We start from the raw sequence: 23,839 nt of genomic DNA, 5'->3' as shown, positions 1-23,839 counted from the left end.
TGTACCGAAACATTAATTATGTAATGTGCAGATAATATTGATTAATATAAACAGGAAGGCGTATCGTAAGGCAATATATGGTCACGATATGGCAATATGTCGTCATTCATCTCTTGACAGGAATGCAGTATGATGGAAAAGACCGTCCGACAGGAGGTGACACATGGGTGTCGTGAGACAGGACAAGCAGGACAAAGCGTCCGGACCATCCCAGGCGGATGAACGGAAATATCGCAGTACCCGGAAAGAAGTGTCAGATGGTGCCGGCAAGAGCCTTCTGGCGCCTTATAAAAAGACCCTGGCACGTCTCCTGTCGCACCCGCAAGATGCAGAGAGCGACAAGGTATTGATCGCTGCCAGCCTTGAGTTTTCAAATCTCTGTTTCAATCTTGGACAGGGCTTCAATGACGCCATGAAGATTCTGCAGACTGCAAATTCCGTGGCAGACCGTTCCGGGGACCGTCGGTCAAAGGCCTTGATCAATCTACATCTCGGCAGACTATTCTATTTTGCCGAACAAAGATTATTGGCCATGGAATACTTTAAGGCCGGCAAGGATGAAGTCGAAAATCTGGGTGATGAAGACATCCTGTCGAGAGCTTCGGAATTTATCGGCCTGTATTATTTCCTTCAGGGGATATTCCCGGAAGCAAAACGATATTTTGAAACAGCCGTGAGCGTTTACGAAACGGAAGAGTGGTCCCGTTCGGCCATCAATCCTTCGGGGCCCATGTGGCTGGGCTATTGCTCGGCTTTCATGGGACAGTATCACGAAGCGATCGGGACGATCGATTACTACCGGCGCCTTGCCTTGGACAGATCCGCTGAATCACTGGCAGTTACCCTGCGTTCCGTTCTCGGCATCATTCTCCTGATGATGAACAAAAGGAGAGAGGCCTTCTTTCATTTATCCGGGGCTCTACAGGAAGCAACAGTTCGTGGCAATGCCCTGGCAAAGTATTTTGCAAAAGGGGGCGTCGCCTACCACGATTACCTGGAAGGCCGAATCCACGAAGCAAAGGAAAAAATTGAAGAGGTGGCGCAGGAAGGCGCTCCTGCCGGTCTGATTCATCAGTATGCTTCGCCCATGTGGATCGAGATGATTTACGATCTGAAGAAGCAGGGATTGGTGCTGATCGCTCCGCTCGATTATCAGAACGAACTGGACAGCATCATGCGTGGACCGAACCTTCATTTGCGCGGAGTAGCACTGAGGCTCAGAGCCAGGGATGCCAGCGCAGGAGGGGAAAATGACGATGCCATCGAGAAGGATCTTGATCGCAGCGAAGCCTATTTGAAACAATCGGGCGATCCGATTCAACTGGCAAAAACAAGAATCGAAATGGTCCGTCTGAAAATACGGAAAGGGGAAAAGGAGAAGGCGCGCGTGCTGGCACAGAAGGCCTGGAAGGGATTTTCAGGTTACGGCGATGTTTATTATCCGGATGATTTGAGGCACCTCCTGGTCATCAAAAGCGACATGGCCATCTCCATCGAACAGCATGACAGAATTCTGGAATCATACATGGAGATGATCCAGGGCTTGGAACCCGGCGCCGATCTGGACGAGATTCTGCACAGGGTGGTTGTTGCGTCGAACCGGTTTTTCGGGGCGGAGCGGGGAGGCATTTTTTGGTTCGGATCTTCGCCCTCGATGAACGATCCGGTTCTTCGGGGGCCTTATAATCTTTCCCCGAAAGACGTGAAAAACGAGGATTTCCGGCAGAGCCTTTCTCTGGTTTTCAAGGCGTATTGGGAGAATATGCCCCAGATCGTTCGCGTGGAGAATTCCGAATTCCTGTCCAACTGTCCCAAAGCCATCCTTTGCGTTCCTCTGAAAATCAGCGGTCGTGTTCAAGCCGTGCTCTATCTGAGTAATTCCCTGGACAGGCATTGTTTCGATCACTTTGAGCGCTCTCAGATTACCCAGATGTTCCTGAGGCTGACAACCTATGTCGAAAATCATTATCGACAGCGGCAACGGCTGGAACAGAAAATAAGCACCCGCCTCGATCAACTATCTCATACCGATTCACAGGATATTCTTGCAGAAAGTCCGGTGATGCTTCGGCTCCTTGAACAGGTGGATCGCATCGCCGTTTCAGGCACTACAACACTGATTCTTGGCGAGACCGGCGTCGGCAAGGAGCTCCTGGCACACCGGCTTCACAAGAAAAGCCTTCGGCATGATCAGCCGTTTGTCATCATTGAACTCACGTCCATTCCGGAAAGTCTGATGGAAAGCGAGCTGTTCGGTCATGAAAAAGGGGCGTTTACGGGAGCGGACAGCCAGAAGATCGGCCGTATGGAACTCGCTCATCGAGGAACGTTGTTTCTTGATGAAATAGGGGAAATTCCTCCTTCTGTCCAGGTCAAGCTCTTGAGGGTTTTACAGGACGGGAAAATATTCCGCGTTGGCGGCACAAAGGCAATTGAATCGGATTTCAGGCTGATCGCTGCCACAAACAGAACCCTGACGGAAGAAATCTCTTCCGGTCGATTCCGGGAAGATCTCTATTACCGCCTGAACGTCATGTCGATGACCATACCACCCCTGCGGCAGCGGAAGGAGGACATCCTGCTCCTGGCCAGGTATTTTCTGAATAAATATGCCGCGAAATACTCCCATCACCGTATCGACTTGAGTGCGGACGATCGGCGGAAGCTGACGGCTTATGACTGGCCCGGGAATGTCAGGGAACTGAAAAACGTGATCGAGCGCGCAGTGATTCTTTGGACGGGTGGTCCATTGTCACTGGACATTCCGCTCAGTCGGAAGTCATCAAAAGGGAACATCTATGACGATCTGCCCACCCTTGACGAGATGCAGAGGAGGTACATCCGTCATATTCTCGAAATCACAGGCGGTAAAATTGGAGGGCCGGGGGGTGCCGCCGAACGGCTGGGGATCAAGCGTACGACCCTGAACCACAGGATGAAGACGCTTGGATTGCATAAGCATCTTGAGTAAGGAACTCCCGAATGGAATAGCGTCCTTACACCCCCCCGCAATCTGGATTGACTTGGTCATGTTCCCGTAAATCGGAGATCTGTTGCGCCGTCACGCTCCTTGGCTGAATACGGTACAGATCGATTTCCACGGACACCTGTTTTTGCAGAAATCGAGCGGCGCCTTTTGACGGATGAGCGTCCTGAATTCTCCTGCCGTCATACGGTCACCATAATTCAGGCCGAGACCACCCATAACCCTGAAATCCCAACGGCCTACCTTTTCCTCATCGCCGAAGGAACTGACGCAGCCGTTTTCTCCACAGTCCGGACATGATATGCAGAGATCATCCAAGCCGCGGGATACCTCGATCATGGCTGTCTCGCTCGAAATCAAAGTCTCCCTGACGTCTCTGCTGACCTCTTCAAATTCGCCTCCCCGTACCAGAAGCTCCGGTGGGAGATATCGCATGCACAGGATGTGATGAGGTCGAAGCCTCAACACGCGAACAGGCTGCTCAATCCGTTCGTTTGGGTGCGTCATTCTGTTCCCTGATTTGCCGGAGGATCCCGACCCGATGCAACAAGCTTCGGTGACAGCCACTGCAATTGGTTCTAAAGAATAGGACAATGCGGCATACAATCCGCGTCCGTGTTATTCATCCTCAAAACCATTCCAGATCTTTTCCGTGAAGCCGAGGCCTTCCGCGGCCTTTCTTTCCTGAAAATTCAAGTCGTTCCAATACTTGTCAGTGCTTGGCGGTGCTTCATTCCGGTCCCATCTGTCCGCGTCCCAGCCAAGGAGGGTCCAGAGTTCTTTTTCCTTGCTGCTCAGATCTCCCCACGACAATTGTTCCCACATTCCCGGATTGCCTTTCATGTCCCGAACGTCCATGATTGCCTCCCTTCTCGTTTGTATTGGTTGAACATCTTCTTACCATAAGGAGTGAGAAATGAGCATGGATTTTGATCGGATTGGCGGGGCGCTCCGGAACACGGCCATGAAACCGCTGCGTCCGGGGGGGCATGGTCGAGGGAAGAAAATCATGCGGCGGCCGTCAGAGACCGCCGCGAGATGGAAGGGAAGGCCGAGGGGGACGGGAAGGCCGAGTCCCCCTTTCCCGTCCCCTCACAGGCCCATGAGGCGGCCGATGATGTCCTTCATGATCTCGGTGGTTCCCCCGGCGATGCTGACGGGCCTCAGGTCCGCGTACAGGCGTGCCACCTCGTATTCGGCCATGAAGCCGTATCCGCCGTAGAGCTGGGTTGCATCGTAGGCGACGCGGTTGACCATTTCCGCCGCGGAGGCCTTCAGCATGGAGATCTCCTTTGTCACGTCGGCCCCCCTCGCATACTGGGCGGCACACTGGTACGCCAGGGCCCGGTTCAGCTCGATCGACGTCGCCATGTCCACCAGCTTGTGCCGGACCACCTGGAATTTCGCGATGGGCTTCCCGAAGGCCACCCTCTGGCGGGCATGCTCCAAAACCTTCTCCAGGATGTGCTGGGCCGTCGCCACGCACAGAACCCCGATGGCCAGCCGCTCCATCTGGAAATTCGCCATGATCGCGTAGAACCCCTGTCCCTCGGCGCCAAGCAGATTTTCCACAGGCACTTCCACCTGGTCGAAGAAGATCTCCGCCGTGTCGGAGGCGTGAGCCCCGATCTTTTCGAGCTTGCGCGACGTGACTCCGGGCGCTCCCTTCTCAATGACGAACAGCGAGATTCCCTTATGGGGCGGAGTTGCCTTCATGTCCGTTTTGACCGCCGTGACAAGGACATCCCCGTAATGGCCGTTGGTGATAAAGGTCTTCTGGCCGTTGATCACGTATCGGTCGCCGACCCGATCCGCCCGCGTCGTGAGCCCCGCCACGTCGGATCCGGCCCCGGGCTCGGTGACGGCGATGGCGCAGACCTTCTCCCCCGCGATGCAAGGCGCCAGCCACTTCTGTTTCTGTTCGTGGGTGCCCAGGAGATTGATGTACGTCGTGGACATGTCGTTGTGGCCGGTCACGGCGAGACAGAAGCCGCCGGCGTCCGAGCGGGCCATCTCCTCGTTCAGCACAACGCGGTACAGCTCGTCCGCACCGGAACCTCCGTATACCGGGTCGTAGCAGAAGCCCAGGAAACCCAGCCGGCCCATTTCCTGCCATATCTCCCGCGGAACCCGGCGCTCCCTCGCCCACTCATCCGCATGCGGTGTCACCCGGTCCGCCAGGAAACGCCGGACCTGCTGACGGAATTGCTGATGCTCGGGGTGAAACACATTGTAATCCATGTTGCGGCTCCTTTTTTCGATATGAAAACTTGCCCGGTCAGGATGCAAGCAACGAATCTGCCATCGACACTGCACGGCGCTTCCCGAGAGTATCTGCCTTTTCATTTATGATCACGGCGGCTTACTGGCTCATCCGCGGATCTCTTTCCTGGTGTGGTGTCCGGGCAAAGTCCTCCGAGCCGGCCGGTTTTCATCCACAGCGGCAGATTCAGGGAGAATACGGTCGGCAGCATATGGAGATAGCTGAGTATATCCGGGAAGAAAGAATGGTGGTCCGGATCGGGCCGGCCTCCGGTCCGGATTCATCCGGCAGTCATGGTTCCCCCGGTGCAAAACGGGATGCCGAAGGCTGCTGAAGATTGAAAAGGACTCATTGCCGGTGTAAGCTTTTGTCGAGAGGCTTATCCGATGAAAAAGAACATCCTGATCACAGGTGTGCCCGGAATCGGCAAAACGACTTTGATCAGGAAGATACTTGCACAGTCTGCCGATCTGAATCCTGTCGGCTTCTATACGGAAGAGATCCGTGAAGATGGGATCCGAAGGGGGTTTTCTTTGATCGATACGGAAGGTGCCAGGAACGTTCTTTCTCACGACGAAATCCGAAGCCCCTTCAAGGTTGGAAAGTATGGTGTCGCTCTCAGCGGTTTCGAGCAATTCCTCGACCGGATTCCTTTCGATGAACCGGGCAGGCGGCTGCTTGTCATTGACGAGATCGGCAAGATGGAGTGCTTCTCGAGGAAGTTCAGGGAACTTGTGGCAGTGTTGCTCTCATCGGACAGACCGGTTGTGGCCACGGTTGCCATGAAGGGGGCCGGTTTGATTGCGGATGTCAAGGCAAGGACGGATGTTGAGCTGATCGAGATCACAAGGGACAACAGGAACAACCTGCCGCTATATCTCCTTCGCGCCGCTTCCATGAATCCCAACCATGAATGACGACCAGTTCAGGCAGATACTCGATTATTTCGGCATGTCATGGCCGGGGTACCGCAAGGTAAGAAAGGGCGTCATCAAAAGGCTCGTCAGGCACATGCAGAAGGAGAACGTGCGCGATGCCTGCGACTACATGCAGCGGATCAGGACACAGCCCGCCCTTCAAAGGGAGACCAGGAGGTTGCTGACGGTTTCCATCAGCAGCTTCTTCCGGGACCGCTTCCTGTGGAAATACCTTGGGGAGAATCTGCTTCCGGAACTTCTGTCTCAAAAACCGGCCCGGGTGAATGTCTGGTCGGCCGGCTGCGCCCTGGGGCAGGAGGCATACAGCTTTGTGATGCTGTGGCGGCTTCTGTCGGATGTGGCCGGACCGCTGCCGCCTCTTTTCCTTCTTGCTACGGATATGAACCGGGAATACCTGGAAACGGCCGCCTCCGGATTCTACACGGAAAAGATGCTGAAAGAGGTTCCGGAGGATTGCCTGGATCGTTTTTTTCAGTTTGAGAATGACTGCTTTGTGATCAGGAAAGATTTGAGGGACGGCATTTCATGGCTGCATCATGATCTGAGCGATGTGCTGCCCGTACAGGACCCGTTTCACATCATCTTCATGAGAAACAATCTTCTCACATACTGCCGGAAGGAAACCCATCAGGTCCCCGTCAAAAGGGTCGTTGACCGGCTGATCGCCGGAGGCAGCCTGATCGTCGGTGCCCGTGAACGCCTTTCCTGTGACGATTTCGGCCTTTCCGGAGTGTGTGATTGCCCGGGTGTTTATCGGAAGATCTGACGGAGCCCGTTCAGCGGCATATCCATTTTCCTGAAACACGGCAGATGACGTGCCGCAACAATGACCCTGCCGTTTCGCGCCGCGGGCTCATCGGGGACGGGCTGTGTCGATTGCGAGGCGCAGGATTCACGTCCGCAGGGCTCTGCGTTTCTCCGATTATAAAATCCTCTTCAATCCGGGAATTTTCCGGAGCAGATGGGCGGCAAGGAAGCAGGTCGGAATGCCCAGTACCAGCACGAGCATCAGCCTTGCCAGGGGGGGGAGCGCAACCTGTTCCGAAAGAACCGTGAATCCTGCCACGAACGGCGGGTGTATGACGTAGAAGGGATAACTGTCGGCTGAAAGGACGGAGACAAGCCTGCCGGGTGCATTCAGATACTTTTTGAAAACCATCAGGAGGAAGAAACTGAATCCGACACAGATCAACGGTTCCCACATCGCGTAGGCCAGTGCCCGGAGGTTTATCCCCCCCATCAGGTCGCCCATGGCCCCGTGAGCCTTGCTGAACAACACAACCATCCCGAATGCCGGGATGGCCAGGAGCGACGAGATGAACCACGGCCATGCCTGCCGGATTGTAAACCGTTCGAGCCAATTGTCACGGCCGGCGATAATCCCCAATGAATACATGGTGATGTACAGCATGAAGTATCCGAACTGCAGTCCGAAGAAATTGCTTCCGATCGGGTAGAAAAGCCGGATGCCAAACGCCAGCAGGCCGGTTCCGACGATGAAGGCAAGGATATGGGTCGGAGAGGGCAGTTTTTTCACCGCTTTCGTTTCCGGGCCAACAGGCAGGGAATGGCGGTAAAGGGCATATGCCGTTTCAAAAATCAGAAGCGTAAGGGCGAACCACATGGGGCCGGGGGCGGGATAATGCGTGTCTGCGATCCAGACGAAATCGAGCCAGGGGTCGGATGTCGTACCCAGGTGCCTGCTGATCGCGTATTTCAGCGAGGGGTGGATCAGCAGCGTATAGACCGCCAGCGGAATGCCCAGCCTCATCAGGCGGTCTTTCATGAATTGTCCGAATCCCTTCCGGTCGAAGGATGCCGGCATCAGGAGCGCGGAGATGAAAAAGAAAAGGCTCATGAAGAAGGCCTGGTTGACGGCCATGAACATCATCAGGATAAATTGCACGGAGCCGGCGGTGGCATGGGGCGTAACGTAGTACCAGCTTCCATGGGCGCCGAATGCGATGGACGAATGGTGAAAGAAGACCAGTGCGATGAGAACAACCCGCAGTCTGTCGAGATCATAAGCGCGTTGCATGGAATCGGGATTCCCTTGGTTCCGTCGATTTTCAGCGGTTGACGATGCGAGCCTTTTCAATGCCGGACTGTAGGCGGAACCATAGGGCTTGTCAACGAATGAACATGAAACAACCCTGCCGTTTCGCGCCATCCGGTTTCTCATGAAAGGGCTGTCTCGGACGTCAGGTAGTGTGCTGCCCAAATTGGAAGCATTCACCGAAAAGATGCCGGCCCGGTCCTGCCGCGCTGGTTCATTTCCTTGGTGGCTTTCTGGCGAAAGGGGTGGTACCTTCGATGAAAAGCGAACGAGGTTGACCCATCAGAAAACGATCTGAGCCGTTCGGATGAACGACACGGCCGGCAGATAAAAACCCCGCCTCCTGAAAGACCGCGGGGTTTATTGTTGTCGGGAAACGTCGGTCGATGCGTAAACAAGGTTAGTGTTTTTTGCTCTCCAAAGGAGGATGACATGAAAAGATTATGCCTCATTGCCACCTTGTTGGCCCTGTTTCTGATCACCGCCTGTGCCGGCCCCCAGGTCAAGCTTTTCCCGGACGCGAAGGACCCCTTGAAAGAGTTCACCCTTGAAGGTAGCGGAGCCGACAGGATTCTCATGATTCCCGTCAGGGGCGTGATCTCCGACAGCCCCCGGGAGGGGCTCATCACCACCGGTCCCAGCTTGGTCCAGGAGGTGGTCTCACAGTTGAGGAAGGCCGAGAAGGACAAGCGCATCAAGGCGGTGCTGTTCAAGGTCAACACGCCGGGCGGCACCATCACGGCCAGCGACATCCTGTATCACGAGATCACGGCATACAGGCAGCGGACGGGAGCGAAGGTCGTCTCGGCCATGATGGATATGGCCACCTCCGGGGGGTACTACATGTCCCTGCCGGCCGACCTGATCATGGCTCATCCGACCACCCTGACGGGCTCGGTGGGTGTCATCTTCATCCAGCCCAAGGCCATGGGCCTGATGGGAAAGATCGGCCTCGGCGTGGATGTACAGAAACACGGAAAGAACAAGGATATGGGCTCCCCCTTCCGGGAAACCACGGCGGAAGAGCAGAAGCTCCTCCAGGCAACGGTCGACCGCCTCGGCGATCGCTTCCTTTCCCTGGTCAGAAAGCATCGCAAACTGGATGCGCAGGCGCTGGCGGAGATGTCCACGGCCCGGATCCTCCTGGCGGAGGAGGCACTGAAGCTGGGAATGATCGACCGCATCGGCTACCTGAGCGACGCCGTGAAGGAAACGAAAAAGCTGGCCGGCCTGCCGGATGAGGCCCGGGTTGTGGTGTACCGCCGCGACGAGTATCCCGACGACAACCTGTACAACGTGGCGGCGGCCGCCTCCGGAGACCGGAAACCCTCCCTGGTCAACGTCGAATTGCCGGAGATCCTGAACCTGACGACGGGGTTCTACTACATCTGGCCGGGGGCGATCGGGGACGAGCGGTAAAAAAAGAATTGGAATGTGAGGATGATACCGGAATGAAGCAGCTGCCCTTGGATGCCTTCACGCAGGCCGTTCAAGCGTTGAGAGAGGTTACCGTCAACTGTTATTTTGCGAGATCGGTCGCCGAGAAGCACGTAGCGGGAAGCATTTACGTGGATGACGTTGCGTTTCCCAGGGCGTTTTACATCGTCCATCCCTATGGAATGTCCCTGCTGTATGGGAATGTCCATGACGAATTTCTGCATTCGGAGCTGAAAGACCATCTGCTGGGGCTTCGCGGCTTGAGAAAGGCGGCGGAGTGGATGCAGGTGTTTCCATCGGAGATCGAGGCGAGAATTGACCGCATGCTCGGTGACCGGTTGATACCCTGCGACGACGATCGAGGACGGGACAACCCCGGGGTTGCCGTCGTCAAGCACGAGCGCGTCAATTTCACGTTCAAACCGGACCGATTTGAAGGTTTCAAGAGAGGCATCGACCTTGCGCATTACGAGATTCGCGAAGTCGATGCGGATCTTTTCAACCGGATCGACGGCACGGTGGTCCCGAAAAAATTCTGGAACAACGCGTCCGATTTTATATCGCACGGTGCCGGGTTTTCGCTCATGGTCGACGGGCAGGCGGCAGCGACGGCTTTTTCATCGTTCCGGCATGACGGGATCCTGGAACTGGGGCTGGAAACCAGGCCAGCGTTCAGGGAGAGAGGCTTTGCCTGCGTTGTCACGGCCAGGTTGATCGAATACTGCCTTGAGAGAGGGCTGGAGCCGGTCTGGTCCTGCCGGCGCGGCAATCAGGGCTCGTACAACCTGGCGGTCAAATCGGGCTTTGAGCCGATCCGGCATCTGCCGTTCTACGAACTGATCCTGCCGGAAAAGCCCGTCTGATCCTTCCGTGAAACACATACGAGCCGGGGCGATCAACGGGTCTCATGATATCGGAAATCGTCAATATCCCGGCAACCGGAAAGTCATAGTTTTGACTTGCAGGTTGCCAATTCTGCCCATTTCCTGAGATAAGCCCCGGCCGTGTTTCTATCGGCCGGATCTTCCTCCCGGCCGGTCTACCTCCTGTTTCGCATGTGAAAATGGGATGTTGGGAGTCGGTCTGCGCCCGGCATCCATGTGTCCTTTTGTTATCACCGCCACACCATCCGATTTTAAGAAGCCGTTCAGGTCATGTGCCTTCTTGGCATTCATTGTGCAATGGCTGCCTTGCTTGGAAGAATGCACCTTCCATGCAAATGGTCTTTCATCCGGGTGCTGCGAGTGACGTTGACAGGATCTTTTCATGAACCGATTACGATTCGCGCTGGTGATTCTTCTGACCCTCCTTCTTTTCAGCGGCTGCGCGCTACTGAAGGTGAGGGAGGACGTTCAGTTTTCGAAAGAGTCTTCCCTTCTTTTCGGCGAAATCGTCAGTTCCTCCTCCCCTGGGAAACCCATCTATGTGATCGCCTACAGCATCGACGACGGCCGCCTTTCCGTCGGCGATTATGCCGTGCTGTCGGAGCCCGGTCCCTACGAGCTTCTCGTTCGGCAGGGGCGCTACCGTCTCTTTGCCTTCGAAGACGCCAACGGCAATGCCGCCTTTGATCCCGGGGAGCGGGCGGGACACCATGAAAAGGGAGCCCCCCTCACACCACAGCCGGGAGGGGTCGCCTGGGGACTCGACTTCAGAATTTCAAAAGATGGCGGCCGGCCCGCCCCCCCGCTGGCCGGCCCCATGACCGCTTATTCCGGCGGCAGGAAAAAGCATCCGACATCGGCGGGCGCCATCGCCGATCTGAGCGATCCGTCCTTCTCCGCGGAGCAGGGTGAGAAGGGATTCTGGGAGCCCCTGGAATCGTTTCAATCCGCCGGATGCAGCATCTATTTTCTCGAACCCTACAATCCCAAAAAGATCCCGGTGCTGTTCGTCCACGGCGCGGCGGGCTCCCCGCAAGACTGGAGGTATTTCCTCAAAACCATCGACCGCTCCCGATACCAGCCGTGGATATTCCAATATCCGTCCGGGGCGAGGCTGGAGACGCTGTCCTTCTTCCTGAGAAAGAAGCTGTACGATCTCCACGGAAAATACAATTTCGACCAGCTGTTCGTCGTGGCGCACAGCATGGGCGGCCTGGTTTCCAGGTCGGCCCTGATCGAGAGGGACCAGCACAACCGGAGCGTGAGGCTCTTCATCTCGATATCCACGCCCTGGAACGGGGAAAGCAGGGCGAAAACCGGCGTGGAGCATTCTCCCGCCGTCATTCCCAGTTGGAAAGACATGGAGCCGGACAGCGATTTCATCCGCCGCGTCTTCTCGAAGAAGCTTCCCGAGACCATGCGATACTACCTCTTCTTTGGCCACAAGGGGGGAGGGAGCCTCTTTCGTGGGAACAACGACAACACCGTGACGCTGGAGAGCATGCTCGACCCGCGGGCCCAGGCCGATGCCAGGAAAGTGATGGGCTTCAACGAGGACCACTTGAGCATCCTCAGCAGCCCGGAGGTCTTCCGGCAGTACGAGGCCATCGCGGAGGTGACGGAGGCCAACGTCAAAAAGAACCTGGCTTCCTCCCGCGGATATGTAGATGTCCGGCATGATTTCAGTCCGCCCGACACGAAGCCTCCCCCGCAAATGGCGCTGGTTCTTGTTCCAGCGAAAGGAGATGGCGGGGAAACGCAGTTCAAGCTCAATCCCTTGACGACAAGGCAGGAAACCGGGGCGATCCCGCCCGGCGATTACGAAGCGACACTCTGTGCGCTGGGATTCCGATCCGAGCCGGCCAACCTCCCCGTTTCCATAGCCGCCGGCAAGATCACCGATGTCCGCTACACCCTGGTTCCCCAGGGGATGGTTGCCGGGATCATCACGGCGGCCGCCGGGGCCGGGGACAACTACTGGGGATACTTCCTGGATCTGGCCGGGAAAAACAAGGTCCGGTCCGTCGCGCTGGAAGGCGCGGGGATCCGGCGCACCCTCGCGCCCTCGGACGGCATGAGCGAGCGGGAAGTCCTGAAGGCGTTTCTCTCGTCGAAAGACTACCTGTGCCGGAACGGCTTTGTCTTCTTCGGTCTTCCTGCCGGGGATTACACCCTGGCCATCGAGGCGGAGGGCTGCGAGCCCTATTCCACAAAGGTCTCGGTTAAGCCGGGAGAGTTCATCCCTCCCTCGCCTTTTCGGCTCGTCCCGAAATAGCCGGACGACGCGGCGGAAGATTCTTTCATCGCCCGGATGGTTGCTCCGCTCTCAAACCGCGGGGTCATGATCCGGCTGCAGCACCGATCCCAGTTTTACGGTCGAAGCCGCTGCCTGCCTGGCCGCCGCCCGGCAACCGGCAACGGGAAAGACGACCTTTTCATACTCGGGCGGGCGAAATTTCTGTTTGATTTCAACCGTAGATGAAACATGACCCTGATTGAATAAGCAAAGGAGGAAGCAACATGCCGATCAGAAAGTACCCCGGCGCAACGATGATGCTGATTCTGCTTTGTCTGGCGCTTTTGCCGGTGGCCGCATTGGCGGAAAGCGACAGCATGGCCTCGCGAAAGATCCTTTACGAATGCCAGCAGAAAGCGGCGGCATTCACGAAGAACATGGGCAAGCCCGGAAACCGGGACTTGTACGAACAGCACCTGAAGGAGTGTCTCGACATCTCCGCACCCGCAACAAAGGCTGCGAAGCCTGTCGCTGCGAAGGAAGATGACAACCCCTGCACGAAAGACGGCCAATACTCCATTTCGTTCAAGAACACCAGTAACGAGATCGTCTGGATCGGATACTGGGATGCAGAGGCGTCGAGCGGCATGGCGTCTCCAGAGGGATGGACGAACTGGCAACTGAATTCCAACGCGGTAAAAACCATGTGCGTGGGCAAGCACTTCAACGGTCGTTTTATCGTCCGTGCCGGATGCGATACCACGACTGGCCAGTGCAGGGAAGGGAACTGCTGCGAAGCAGGGAAGACATGCGACAAGATGGTGTGCACCGTGGGTGCCGAACCGTCTTCCCTGGCGGAGTTCAATTTCGATTCCAATATCGATCCGGTCAAGTCTCCGCTGGGTGTCACCTGGTACGACGTCAGTTATGTCGACGGCTACAATTTCCCGATCATGATCGAGTCGAGCGATGTGAACTGCGGGCTTCTGGGGGGATCGAAGAAGGAGAACTGTGATCCTGCAACAGATCCTGATAAATGCCAGATCCGTTCCGTCGGGCAATTGCCGGGTTGCCCCTGGCCGACCCTCGACGGCGTCTGCCTTGGTCCCTATGTGCAGTATCGGTACGACAACCCGGGGTATCTTTACGAACAGGACTATTACACCCTTGCTGCAAAGTGCGCATCACCGGCCGACAAGATCTGCGGCTGTGGAAATCAGTGCACGGCCGAGCAGAAAGCCAAAATCCCGCTCCCCCAGTGTGAGAACAGCTATGACCTGACGCGCCCGGACGGCACGAAGGTCACGCTCAACTCCAGCGGCTGCTCCCCGTTCAATCCATACAAGCTCCAAAATGAATCCTATGACCAGCTTGCCCTGGCTCAGCGCGTCTGCGATCCGCTCGGCAAAAAGACGGTCCCGTCATGCCAGGGCTGGCCGGACAAGTACAAGGCATACGTAAGCGCCATCCACGATCGCATTCCCAAGGCCTACACCTGGCAGTACCATGACGACGACAGCCTGACGAGCTGTGCCAGCAAGGCCGGTCAATCCTTCGTCATCACCATCGGACCACGCCCCCGGAGCACAAACGGGAATGCATATCCATTCTCCATCAATCCGGACAAGAGCGTGAAGGGCAAGGTCACCGTGAACGACGGGAAGGCCGTTGACATCTTTGGAAAACATCCCATCCTGAAGGCCCTGAAGGACGGGGATCAGGTCACGGTCACCTCGCTTCTGCCCGCTGATCCGAAACAGATGATTACCTGCAAAACCACCTATGACGCCGCCTCGGGAAAGCTGACGACCTCGAAGGACAACCCCGACTGTGCGGACCCCCTGAGTGGATTTGTCTACAACAAGGGAGCCCTCCAGCTTGGCCCGCCCGACCCGTCGGTATGCAAACCGGAGGGACAGAAGGGGCGGAAATTCACGCTCCTGCCGAGCAAGACCTCCGGATCGGTCGCGATCACCTCCCCGGATGCGGCCAAGAAGTCCGTTTCGTTCGATGAGAACACGAAAGAGATCGAACTCTATCTGGATGCCGGCTACAGGCTGACCATCAACAACGAGTGCGACAGCCTGACGCAGGTCTCCTGCAAGGCAACGTACGACCCGGCAGCCGGGCTCAAGGTGGATGACGACAGCATTCCGGCCTGCAAGGACAAGGATTGCAGCATTATCTGGAACTCCGGCAACGTCCGCCAGCTCGGTTTTGGACGGCCGAACCCGTCGGCCTGTACGCCGAAGGAGGAGGGGGCGTCAAAATTCACCATTTATGCCGGAAACGGCTTCAAGACCCGCGTCAGCATCAACAAGGGCACCGAGACAACGTACACAGGCCCCAACCCGATCGTACTGCTCCTGAAAGAAGGCGATGCGGTCCGGATGACCACGACCTGCTCCAACGCCGCACAGACGATGACCTGCCAGGTGAAATATTCCAATGGCTATTTGAACCTGGATTCCGGTGTCGCTCAGGACCAGTGCACCAATGCGGCGTCGGCGGCCGTCATGGGATGGGGGAAATTCAAGAACGAGCTGCATCCCGGCATCCCGGCCGATGGCTGCCAATGAGGGTTGAAGCAGTGAAACAAGAAACCATGGAGGAGGTACTTGAAATATGAAGAAATGGACCATCCTGTCGATGCTGCTGTTGCTATTGCTTTTGATCCTGTCCGGCTGCGCACCGAAAAACATGTACTGGTACAACTCCGGGAAGGACATGCGCTCGGCGAAAACCGACAAGTTCGAATGCGAAGAGGCCGCCGTGACCTACAGCAGGGACATGGGCCAGGCCGGCAACACGGACATGATTGACCAGAGAATCCGTGAATGCATGGAAATCAGGGGCTACGTCCATGCGCCGGAAGAAGAAATCCCGGCGGGCTCATTCCGGGTAAAATAAAGAGAAACCATAGGGAAGGCAGGACCGGAGACGGTCCTGCCTTTTTCTCTAATGATCCGGCATCAACAGAAATGCCGCACCCATAAGACGGCGGGGAGTGCCTCTCTTCCTTATCTTTATTCCGTCGCATTCAATCGTTGGAAGAATATGAAGCGTCCCCGGCTGCTCCTGATAATCCTCCCTCACGTTGCGGCGGCTGTCTTTTTTCTTGTCGCACCGGTTCATGCCGCGGATCCTGCGGTCCAGGCGCAATTGGACAATTTCAACAGGATGGTGGGCACCAGGGTGGAAACCATTGCCATCCTGGACGGCGAAGACGGGATCTCGGGAGGTTTCTTCAACTTTGACGCAAACGACTCGACCTTGAGCATCACGAAATTCGGAGGGCGGAGCACCATAGGTGAACCGAAGCCGATCTCCGATACCGGACTGAAATGGGTTCCGCTTCTGGGCGGCTGCATAGGCTATTCTACCGCCAGGAACAACTTTACCGACAGTCCCCTGCTGGCCGGAAATGAAGACAAATACACTTCCTATGCCGCCGGATTTGAGTTTGGCGCCAGAATCCTTCTGACGGACTCGTTCAGCATCGGACTTGCCTTCGGCCTGATCTACTCGCAGACAACCAGTTCGTTCCATGCGGCTACACCGGCAGGCATCGAATTACAGCTGAACTACGGGAAGCATCTGGTTGACTGGTATGTTGACACCGTATCGTTCGCCCCGTCCCTGGATGTTCAATACAGGAAAAAATGGATGGAGCATTGGATGCTCACCCTGACCTCCCGCTACACCTGGTTCAAGACCCGGGATGTGGCCACATCGTCCAATTACATCAGGATTTCGGGAAGCTCGACGTACTGGGAAAACAGCGCCGACCTGGACGTCAGGCTTCCCTTAAAGGTTTTCGATTTCCCCCTGCATACGGGACTCTTCGCCTCTGCCGGTATTCTGGGAGGGGATATTCGCGAGGGCCTGAACAGCGATGTCATCTATACGCTGGGCAGCCGACTCATGGCGGGCGATCTGAAAGGCCGATGGATGCTCGACCAGATTGGGGTTGGGATATCCTACGTCAAATCGAACACATTCAGTGGCTTATCATGGGGGTTAAGCATGTCTTTTGCCCCATGATCATCACGTGCTCACAAAGGAACGGTAGATGAAGAACGGACGATCGGGTACGGAACGATCAAGATGGCGATGCTTCGTCCGGAGCCTGCTCCGGAGATTCATCCTGTTTCCCGGCAGAGCGTAGCCGGAAGGTCTCATTCGGGTTGACGCCGGATTCTTCTTTACGAATCACGTAGGTTCACGTAAGAAGGCTGCGATGGCTGTGTCGGCCGTCGCAGCTTTGTCGTCCTTGCCGACTGCTTCCACAGGTCGGAGAATCACGAATCCCATAATCCATATCTTGTGAAGAGGGTCTTATCCATGCTGAATTTTCTGCCGTCCACCATTCTGGGAATCATCGCGGGATTTCTTCTGTGCCTCAATGTGCTGGTGTGGGTATCCATTCTGTTCGTATTCAGCGTTCCGAAATTTCTTTTGCCCATCCCGTCGTTGCGCCGGGTGCTGAACAGGATTCTTCACTGGATTGGAGAGAACTGGATAGCCGGCAACAGCGGGTGGATGCGCCTCACGCAAAACACAACCTGGGATGTCCAGGGGGTCGAAGGGCTGAATTACAACGGATGGTACCTGGTTGTCAGCAATCACCAGTCCTGGGTCGATATCCTGGTCATGCAGCACCTGCTGAATCGCCGGATCCCCCTGCTGAAATTCTTCATCAAGAGAGAGCTGATCCGGGTACCCCTGATGGGATTTGCCTGGTGGGCGCTGGATTATCCTTTCCTCTATCGACACAGCTCCGAATACCTGGAAAAGCATCCCGAGCAGAAAGGAAAGGATTTTGAGGCAACGCGCAAGGCCTGTGAGAAATTTGCCGAAATTCCGACCAGCGTGATGAATTTTCTGGAAGGAACACGCTTCACGAAAGAAAAGCAAGCCCGGCAGAAGAGCGAGTACCGGTCTCTCCTGCGCCCCAAATCCGGAGGACTTGCCCTTGCCATGAACGTGCTGGGCGAAAAATTCAACTCCCTGCTGGATATCACCATTGTTTATCCGGACGGGATTCCGACCTTCTGGGAGTTTCTCTGCGGGAAGGTCAAGCGGATCACGGTGCGAATGAAAACTATTGAAATACCACAACATCTGATGCACGGTGATTACGAGGAAGATCCGGCTTTTCGCGATGTGATGCACCAATGGGTGCAGCAGTTGTGGAAGGATAAAGACATGCAGATCCAGATGCTCAGGGAAAAGGCATGACCGGGAGCATTGCCCGTTCCGGCCGGATCCATCGAACGGAAGCATTGCCGCCTGGACGGGTCCGTCCCGGGGGAAGATGCAAGGGAGGCGGGAGGTGAAAGCTACAATGAAAACCAAAATCCGTCTTTTCATGTGGATGATCGTGGCCGCGCTTGTATCGGCGAGTTTCGCTCCCAGCGGTGCCGGAGCGGAAGACGTCGTATTCCTGGGAAAATTTGCGGGCGGCGATTATTACTACGCCCGGGACTCCATCCACCGGTTGAAGAACGGCAGGGTCCGGGTGTGGGTGAACCTTGTGTTTTCAAAAGAAGCGATTGAGTCCATGGGCGGAACCTTCCCCGAGATCAAAGACAGGATGTATCGCGATGTGATCCTCTACGAAATCGACTGCGGGAATCGAAGTTATAAGATCATCCAGTATGCGATATACGACCAATCGGGGAACGTCCTGAAGCGGGCAACGTCCGACAAACCGGCGGCATATGAATATGAGCCCGGTACGGTGTATGATTCGTTGAGTCGGGCGGTCTGCAGATAGGGAGCTTGAGAACGCAGCACCTCCCACCGCTCATCGCCAGGACGGCGGCGGAGCGGGACCCGACATGGGATACTCGGGAGCCCCCAATTCCTGAAAAGGAGGAGAACCGATGAAGGGCATCTTGAAAAAGGTCTGCTTTGCAGGACAAATCGCTGTTCTTCTGATTCTTTGTCCCGTGCTCGCGTACGCCGAATCCGCTCCGCAGGACCTGAGGGCACAGGCCTGCCTGGCAGTCTATGACATCATCGCCCAATGCCAGGCCACTGCGACGGCCACGACGAAAAGCTGTACGGAAATCGCCGGTGTCCTGAAATCCCCCGATACGCGGGGAACCCTCCTTCAGCGAAAGCCCGGCGATGCGACGGACGCCCTTGTTGATGCGACATTGGCGCAGGTCGTCGACATGTGCAGCAATGCCTGCTACCGGGCAAAGACGGGCAAGACCTACCAGAGCGCCCGGGAGTGGATAGACAGCGGCGGGTGCACCATCGCCGTGACCCCCTGAAAAGGGATGGGAGCAGGAAGCAGCTTGCTCCCGGGGCATTTCCGAATGGAGTGAAGAATCGGTTTCCGGCCCCTTCCGTACAGGAATGGTCAAGTAATTCGAATGCAAACGTCGAGACCTGAAAAACATCGTCATGTCAACGGTATGCGAATGGATGAGAAACCCCGCTTCCTGAAGGAAGTGGGGTTTCTCATTTTTTGATGTTGCATTTGTTCAAACGAATGCCCGTCGCATCGATCGGCAGGGGCGAAAGGCCTTGGGGCGGCTCAAGACTTCCCGGCAGGCTCCCAGGCCAGGGCCGCTTTGCCGGTGCTGTCCGGGAGGATTCGCAACGGATCAGCCGGATATCCCCCAGTGGATGCCCTGAGGAGTAGCCATGAATGCATTCCGGACCATCCTGTTTGAAGAGATCGAGACCCGGGTGGGCCTCGTCACCCTGAACCGGCCGAAGCATCTCAACGCCATCAGCGGCGTGATGCTGGACGAATTCGATGAACTGTTCGCCGTTCTGTCGAGGGACGACGCTATCCGGGTCCTGGTCATCACCGGTGCGGGCCGGGGATTCTGCTCCGGGGCGAACCTGGACGACTCGATGATCCACGGGGAGACCAGGACCTTCTCCGACCCGGCGCAGTTCCTGGAGAAGGTCCAGGAGCGCTTCGCCGCTTTGACACTGGGCCTGCGGCGCATTCCCCAGCCGGTCATCGCCGCCATAAACGGTGTGGCGGCGGGAGGCGGCTTTTCCATAGCCATGGCCAGCGACGTCCGGGTGGCAACACCGGAGGCCTCCTTCATCGCCTCCTTCGCCAACCTTGGGCTAACCGGCGGCGAATTGGGCTCTTCCTATTTCCTGCCCCGGCTGATCGGTGTCGCCCGGGCGTCGGAAATCCTCTTCACCGGCCGGAAGGTGAAGGCCGACGAGGCCGAGCGGATCGGACTGGTCAATCGGGTCGTGTCCGCGGAGAACCTGATCGAGGCGGCCCTTTCCTATGCCCGCCCCATGCTCGCCAAGGATAGCGGGGCTCTGAAGCTGACGAAACGGGTCCTCGACCAGAACATTGACGCGCCGTCGCTGGAGGCGGCGGTGAACCTGGAGAACCGCAATCAGGCCCTCATGGTCTTTTCCGGCGGGTTCTTCAAGCTGATCCAGCCGTTCTTCAAAGGCGGCGCGGGTGACTGACGACAGTTTCAGGGAATCTCGAAGCAAACCGGCAATTCATCAACCAACCGAATGGAGGCGACAGCGGGAATTCTGCGGAGGTGGGATGTGACGGCGAAAGACGTGATCATTGTCGGAAGCGGGGTAGGGGGCAGCGCCGTCGGCGCCTTGCTGGCGAATACCGGAAAATTCAACGTAACGCTGATCGAAAAGTCGAGATTGATCGGGGGCAGGTTCGCCTCATATCAGAACGAGGGATTCAAGCTGGACGTGGGCTGCCATATGCTGGCGAACTGCGACCGGGGACTCTTCGGAAGGGCCCTTGAGATCTGCGGCTGTTCCGATTACGTGAAGTGGCGCTACGCGGTGAAGCCGTCGCCAGTCGTCAATTTCAAGGGGCAGCGGGTCCGGTTCCCCTACGATGCGGAAAAAATGGGATTCACGAAGGAAGAGTCCGACCGGTTCATGAAGTTTTTCTTCGATATCTCCCAATTGTCCGATGCGGACTGCGACAGGCTGAACGACGTCAGCATCGCGGATTATGTGAGCCGATATGTGGATTCGGACCTGGCGAGAGGGCTGATCGGTTTTTTCACGTCCATATACTTTGTGACGCGGGATGACGAAACGCCCATCGGAGAGTATGCCAGGTGCCAGAATGAAATATGGAGGAACAAGGCGGTCGGCTATCCCATCGGCGGTACCGGGGCAGTTCCCGAGGCCTATTGCCGGATCATCCGGGAGCGCGGCGGCACGGTCCGGACGGGAACGGGCGTCCGGCAGATCGTCGTGGAGGACGGCAGGGCGGCGGGGGTCGTTCTGGAAAACGGAGAAGAAATCAGGGCGGACGTCGTGATCAGCAACGCGACCGTGAAAGACACGGTGAATCGACTGGTCGGAAGGGATGCGTACCCGGCGGAATTCAGGGACAGGGTGAACGGCTACCGGTATTCCTACAGCACCTCCATCCTCCAGATCGCCCTGAACGAAAAGATATCCAACGATTCCATGATCTTTTATATCGGACGGAGCGATCTCAGCGAGTTTGAACGGAACGTTGAAGAGACGGGAGATCTGCCGGACGCGGCCCCATGCCTGATGATCCCGGTCGTGTCGAACATGGATCCGGAGGCGGCCCCGGAGGGGAAACAGCTGATCATCGTGGGCGCCTCGGCGAAACTGCCGTACAACTCCGACGTTGCCGTCTGGAAACAATGGGAACAGGCGATCATGAACTCGCTGGAGGTCGTGTTTCCCGATATACGGAGGCACATCCTCTGGACCGCTTCGACGACTCCGAAGGACATCGACCACTTCGGCAGCGAAGAGGGCTCCGTGATCGGCATCGGCCAGATCATCGGCCAGGTCGGCGAAGACCGTCCGCCGATCGTCGATCCGTACGTACGGGACCTTTACCATTGCAGCGCCGACACGGGCCTGCACGGCATCGGCGGAGAGCTGGCCATGGATGCTGCGTTCAGGCTCTTCGAGCGGCTGCAGTGAAGGGTGTCCCCGTCCGGCAGCGGAGTCCATCCAGGGCTCTTCCGGCAAACGTCAATCAACTGGACCTTTCCATCGTGTTGTGCGACATTGCCTGAAGTTGGAGCCGGCAAGGTGCCGTCCAACACCGAATGGACCGGAAACGGAGAACGGACATCCATGGGCAGGAAGGATCGATTCCGGCCTGACCGCTTCCATCAAACAGGGCAGACGGACGTGCCGGCAGTTCCCGTGCGGCTGGAGAGTCATGAAATCAAGTTCGGACCGTCAGGGCATCATGAAACTGCATCCGCTGACCCTGAAATATGCCGGCGACTCGTCTACCCTCGAGACACCGTTTCAATCTGACCACTTCCGGGCATCTCTCCCCCACAACCGGGCCGCCATGATCGTGGGGGCTCTCTTTTATTCCGCTTTCGGTGTCCTTGATTATCTGCTCATGCCCGAAAACAAGGGCATGACATGGCTGATCCGCTTTGCCGTCATCGATCCCCTGATTATCGCAACCTTCCTGCTGTCGTTTACAAGATCCTTCGAACGTTATGGAAATCAAATGATCACGGCCGTGGCCATCCTGGCCGGTGCCGGAATCATCTGGATGATCGTCATTGCCCCGCCACCGATCGGTTATTCCTATTACGCGGGCCTCCTGCTTCTTTTCATGTGGGTTTACGCCTTTGTACGCATTCCCTTTCTCATGGCAACGTTGACCGGCTGGGTGGTGGTGGCCCTGTACGAGATCGCCGCAGTCTGGATCGTCCAGACGCCCATGGTCGTGCTGGTCAGCAACAATTTCTTCTTCATCAGTGCCAACATCATCGGGATGATCGCCTGTTATTCCCTGGAATACCAGGCCCGGCGGAACTTTTTCCTGGCGCGGCAGGTCGAGAGGGAGCGGGAGCAGGTCAACAGGATCAACGAGGAACTGGAAAGCCAGACAATCGAGTACCAGAGTGTCAACCGGACGCTCGAGCGGGAGGTCGCCGAACGCCGGAAAGCCGAGGAGGAACTGCGGGAAAGCCAGGAAGTGTACACGAAACTGGTCGACTCCATCCCCGATGTCATTGTCCGCACCGACCTCGACGGCAACATCCTCTTTGTGAACGACAACACCCTGAAGATCAGCGGTTATTCCAGGGGCGACATTGAAGGCCGGAATATGCTGGCTTTCGTGACACCCGAAGACCGGGAAAGGCTGAAGCAAAACGCGAAGCTCATGCAGGAGAGAAGGCTCGGCCCCAGGGAATATCAATTGATCATGAAGGGTGGACGGAAGGTTCCCTTTGAGCTGCATGGCGATGTCCTGCGCGACAGGGACGGAGCGCCCTTTGGACTCGCCTTTGTCTGCCGCGACCTGTCGGACCGCAGGCAGGCGGAGGAGGAAAAGCAGTACCGGGAAAAACTACAGGGCGTCCTGGAGATGGCGGGAGCCGTGTGCCACGAGATGAACCAGCCCATGCAGGTCATCTCCGGGCTTTCCGAACTCCTCCTGATGAACGCCCCGGAAAACGAGCCACAGCGCGGCAAGCTCAAGACCATCTTCGAGCAGGTCCAGAGGATGCACAAAATCACCGGCAGGCTGATGGCGATCCGAAAATACAGGACAAAGGACTACGCAGGATTCGCCAGGATCGTCGACATTCACGAATCCCACGATGACCCTTCAACGGACGCGGAGAGAGCGAATGGAGGAATCGAAAAAGAAGAAGATCCTGCTCGTGGACGACGAGGAGGAGATTCTGAATCTCTTGAAAGAGGCCCTGGAATCAGCGGGCTATGAAGTCTGGATGGCCTTCGATGCGGAAGACGCGCTGGAAATTCTCAAGACCCAGAGCATCATGGTCATGTTCCTGGATCTCAAGCTGCCGGGGATGAGCGGGCTGGAGCTCTGCAAGATGATCCGCGTAAACAACCAGATCGGGATCATCAACGCCCTGACGGGATACAGCAACTTCTTCGGCCTCCTGGAGTGCCGGGCCGCCGGTTTCGACGATTTCTTCACGAAGCCCGTTTCCCTCAGGGTGATCCTCAAGGCGGCGGAAGAGGCCTTCGAGAAACTCGAACGGTGGAACTTCGAACAATATGATCTGTAAAGG

The 23,839-nt window shown here is 56.7% G+C and carries 20 protein-coding genes; 16 read left to right on the top strand and 4 right to left on the bottom strand.

Annotated elements, in window-relative coordinates:
- Nucleotides 1-163 precede the first annotated feature (163 nt).
- Complete coding sequence (locus tag PLO63_15155) at nt 164-2,971, top strand: sigma-54-dependent Fis family transcriptional regulator (GenBank protein HOI75481.1); 2,808 nt, start codon at nt 164-166, stop codon at nt 2,969-2,971.
- A 90-nt stretch (nt 2,972-3,061) separates the two neighbouring features.
- Here the strand turns inward: PLO63_15155 and PLO63_15150 are convergent, their stop codons facing one another.
- From PLO63_15150 to PLO63_15140, 3 genes are all read right to left on the bottom strand, one after another.
- Nucleotides 3,062-3,493 carry a DUF1284 domain-containing protein gene (locus PLO63_15150; protein HOI75480.1) on the bottom strand — a complete coding sequence of 144 codons (432 nt, stop codon included), beginning with the start codon at nt 3,491-3,493 and terminating at the stop codon, nt 3,062-3,064.
- 111 nt (nt 3,494-3,604) lie between these two features.
- On the bottom strand, nt 3,605-3,844 hold the full coding sequence (locus PLO63_15145) for a hypothetical protein (GenBank protein HOI75479.1): 240 nt from the start codon (nt 3,842-3,844) through the stop codon (nt 3,605-3,607).
- Nucleotides 3,845-4,078: 234 nt separating this feature from the next.
- The gene (locus PLO63_15140; protein HOI75478.1) at nt 4,079-5,227 is read right to left on the bottom strand and encodes an acyl-CoA dehydrogenase family protein; all 1,149 of its coding nucleotides are present in this window, start codon (nt 5,225-5,227) and stop codon (nt 4,079-4,081) included.
- 408 nt (nt 5,228-5,635) lie between these two features.
- On the opposite strand from PLO63_15140, the gene PLO63_15135 reads away from it, so the two are divergent.
- Nucleotides 5,636-6,166 carry a nucleoside-triphosphatase gene (locus PLO63_15135; GenBank protein ID HOI75477.1) on the top strand — a complete coding sequence of 177 codons (531 nt, stop codon included), beginning with the start codon at nt 5,636-5,638 and terminating at the stop codon, nt 6,164-6,166.
- Nucleotides 6,159-6,953: a CheR family methyltransferase gene (locus PLO63_15130; GenBank protein HOI75476.1), complete on the top strand. Its 795-nt coding sequence runs from the start codon at nt 6,159-6,161 to the stop codon at nt 6,951-6,953. The genes PLO63_15135 and PLO63_15130 overlap by 8 nt, the downstream gene beginning before the upstream one ends.
- A 156-nt stretch (nt 6,954-7,109) precedes the next feature.
- Here PLO63_15130 and PLO63_15125 read toward each other — a convergent pair whose 3' ends face one another.
- Nucleotides 7,110-8,225, bottom strand: coding sequence for an acyltransferase family protein (locus PLO63_15125; protein HOI75475.1), 1,116 nt, complete (start codon nt 8,223-8,225; stop codon nt 7,110-7,112).
- Between the two features lie 450 nt (nt 8,226-8,675).
- Between PLO63_15125 and sppA the strand changes: the two genes are divergently transcribed.
- From sppA to PLO63_15060, 13 genes are all read left to right on the top strand, one after another.
- Nucleotides 8,676-9,662 (top strand): signal peptide peptidase SppA, encoded by a 987-nt coding sequence (sppA, locus tag PLO63_15120; protein HOI75474.1) that lies wholly within the window; start codon nt 8,676-8,678, stop codon nt 9,660-9,662.
- A 32-nt stretch (nt 9,663-9,694) separates the two neighbouring features.
- Nucleotides 9,695-10,543 carry a GNAT family N-acetyltransferase gene (locus tag PLO63_15115; GenBank protein ID HOI75473.1) on the top strand — a complete coding sequence of 283 codons (849 nt, stop codon included), beginning with the start codon at nt 9,695-9,697 and terminating at the stop codon, nt 10,541-10,543.
- 403 nt (nt 10,544-10,946) lie between these two features.
- Nucleotides 10,947-12,839 carry an alpha/beta hydrolase gene (locus PLO63_15110; GenBank protein HOI75472.1) on the top strand — a complete coding sequence of 631 codons (1,893 nt, stop codon included), beginning with the start codon at nt 10,947-10,949 and terminating at the stop codon, nt 12,837-12,839.
- Nucleotides 12,840-13,084: 245 nt separating this feature from the next.
- The gene (locus PLO63_15105; protein HOI75471.1) at nt 13,085-15,379 is read left to right on the top strand and encodes a thaumatin family protein; all 2,295 of its coding nucleotides are present in this window, start codon (nt 13,085-13,087) and stop codon (nt 15,377-15,379) included.
- 46 nt (nt 15,380-15,425) lie between these two features.
- Entirely contained in the window at nt 15,426-15,710 is a 285-nt protein-coding gene (locus tag PLO63_15100; protein HOI75470.1) for a hypothetical protein, read from the top strand.
- 285 nt (nt 15,711-15,995) lie between these two features.
- Complete coding sequence (locus PLO63_15095; protein ID HOI75469.1) at nt 15,996-16,844, top strand: Solitary outer membrane autotransporter beta-barrel domain; 849 nt, start codon at nt 15,996-15,998, stop codon at nt 16,842-16,844.
- A 300-nt stretch (nt 16,845-17,144) separates the two neighbouring features.
- The gene (locus PLO63_15090; protein HOI75468.1) at nt 17,145-18,041 is read left to right on the top strand and encodes an acyltransferase; all 897 of its coding nucleotides are present in this window, start codon (nt 17,145-17,147) and stop codon (nt 18,039-18,041) included.
- Nucleotides 18,042-18,147: 106 nt separating this feature from the next.
- Nucleotides 18,148-18,579, top strand: a complete 432-nt coding sequence (locus PLO63_15085) for a hypothetical protein (protein ID HOI75467.1) — start codon at nt 18,148-18,150, stop codon at nt 18,577-18,579.
- 109 nt (nt 18,580-18,688) lie between these two features.
- A complete protein-coding gene (locus tag PLO63_15080) occupies nt 18,689-19,084 on the top strand; it encodes a hypothetical protein (protein HOI75466.1) in 396 nt (131 codons plus the stop codon).
- A 376-nt stretch (nt 19,085-19,460) separates the two neighbouring features.
- Entirely contained in the window at nt 19,461-20,264 is an 804-nt protein-coding gene (locus PLO63_15075) for an enoyl-CoA hydratase/isomerase family protein (GenBank protein HOI75465.1), read from the top strand.
- Between the two features lie 87 nt (nt 20,265-20,351).
- Entirely contained in the window at nt 20,352-21,746 is a 1,395-nt protein-coding gene (locus PLO63_15070; GenBank protein ID HOI75464.1) for an NAD(P)/FAD-dependent oxidoreductase, read from the top strand.
- A 244-nt stretch (nt 21,747-21,990) separates the two neighbouring features.
- The gene (locus tag PLO63_15065) at nt 21,991-23,523 is read left to right on the top strand and encodes a PAS domain S-box protein (GenBank protein ID HOI75463.1); all 1,533 of its coding nucleotides are present in this window, start codon (nt 21,991-21,993) and stop codon (nt 23,521-23,523) included.
- Nucleotides 23,429-23,836 (top strand): response regulator, encoded by a 408-nt coding sequence (locus tag PLO63_15060; protein HOI75462.1) that lies wholly within the window; start codon nt 23,429-23,431, stop codon nt 23,834-23,836. Before PLO63_15065 ends, PLO63_15060 begins: the two co-directional genes overlap by 95 nt.
- Nucleotides 23,837-23,839 lie beyond the last annotated feature (3 nt).

This window comes from Syntrophales bacterium (genome assembly GCA_035363115.1).
GTDB lineage: Bacteria > Desulfobacterota > Syntrophia > Syntrophales > PHBD01 > PHBD01.
This window is presented reverse-complemented; position numbering and strand designations above follow the sequence as displayed.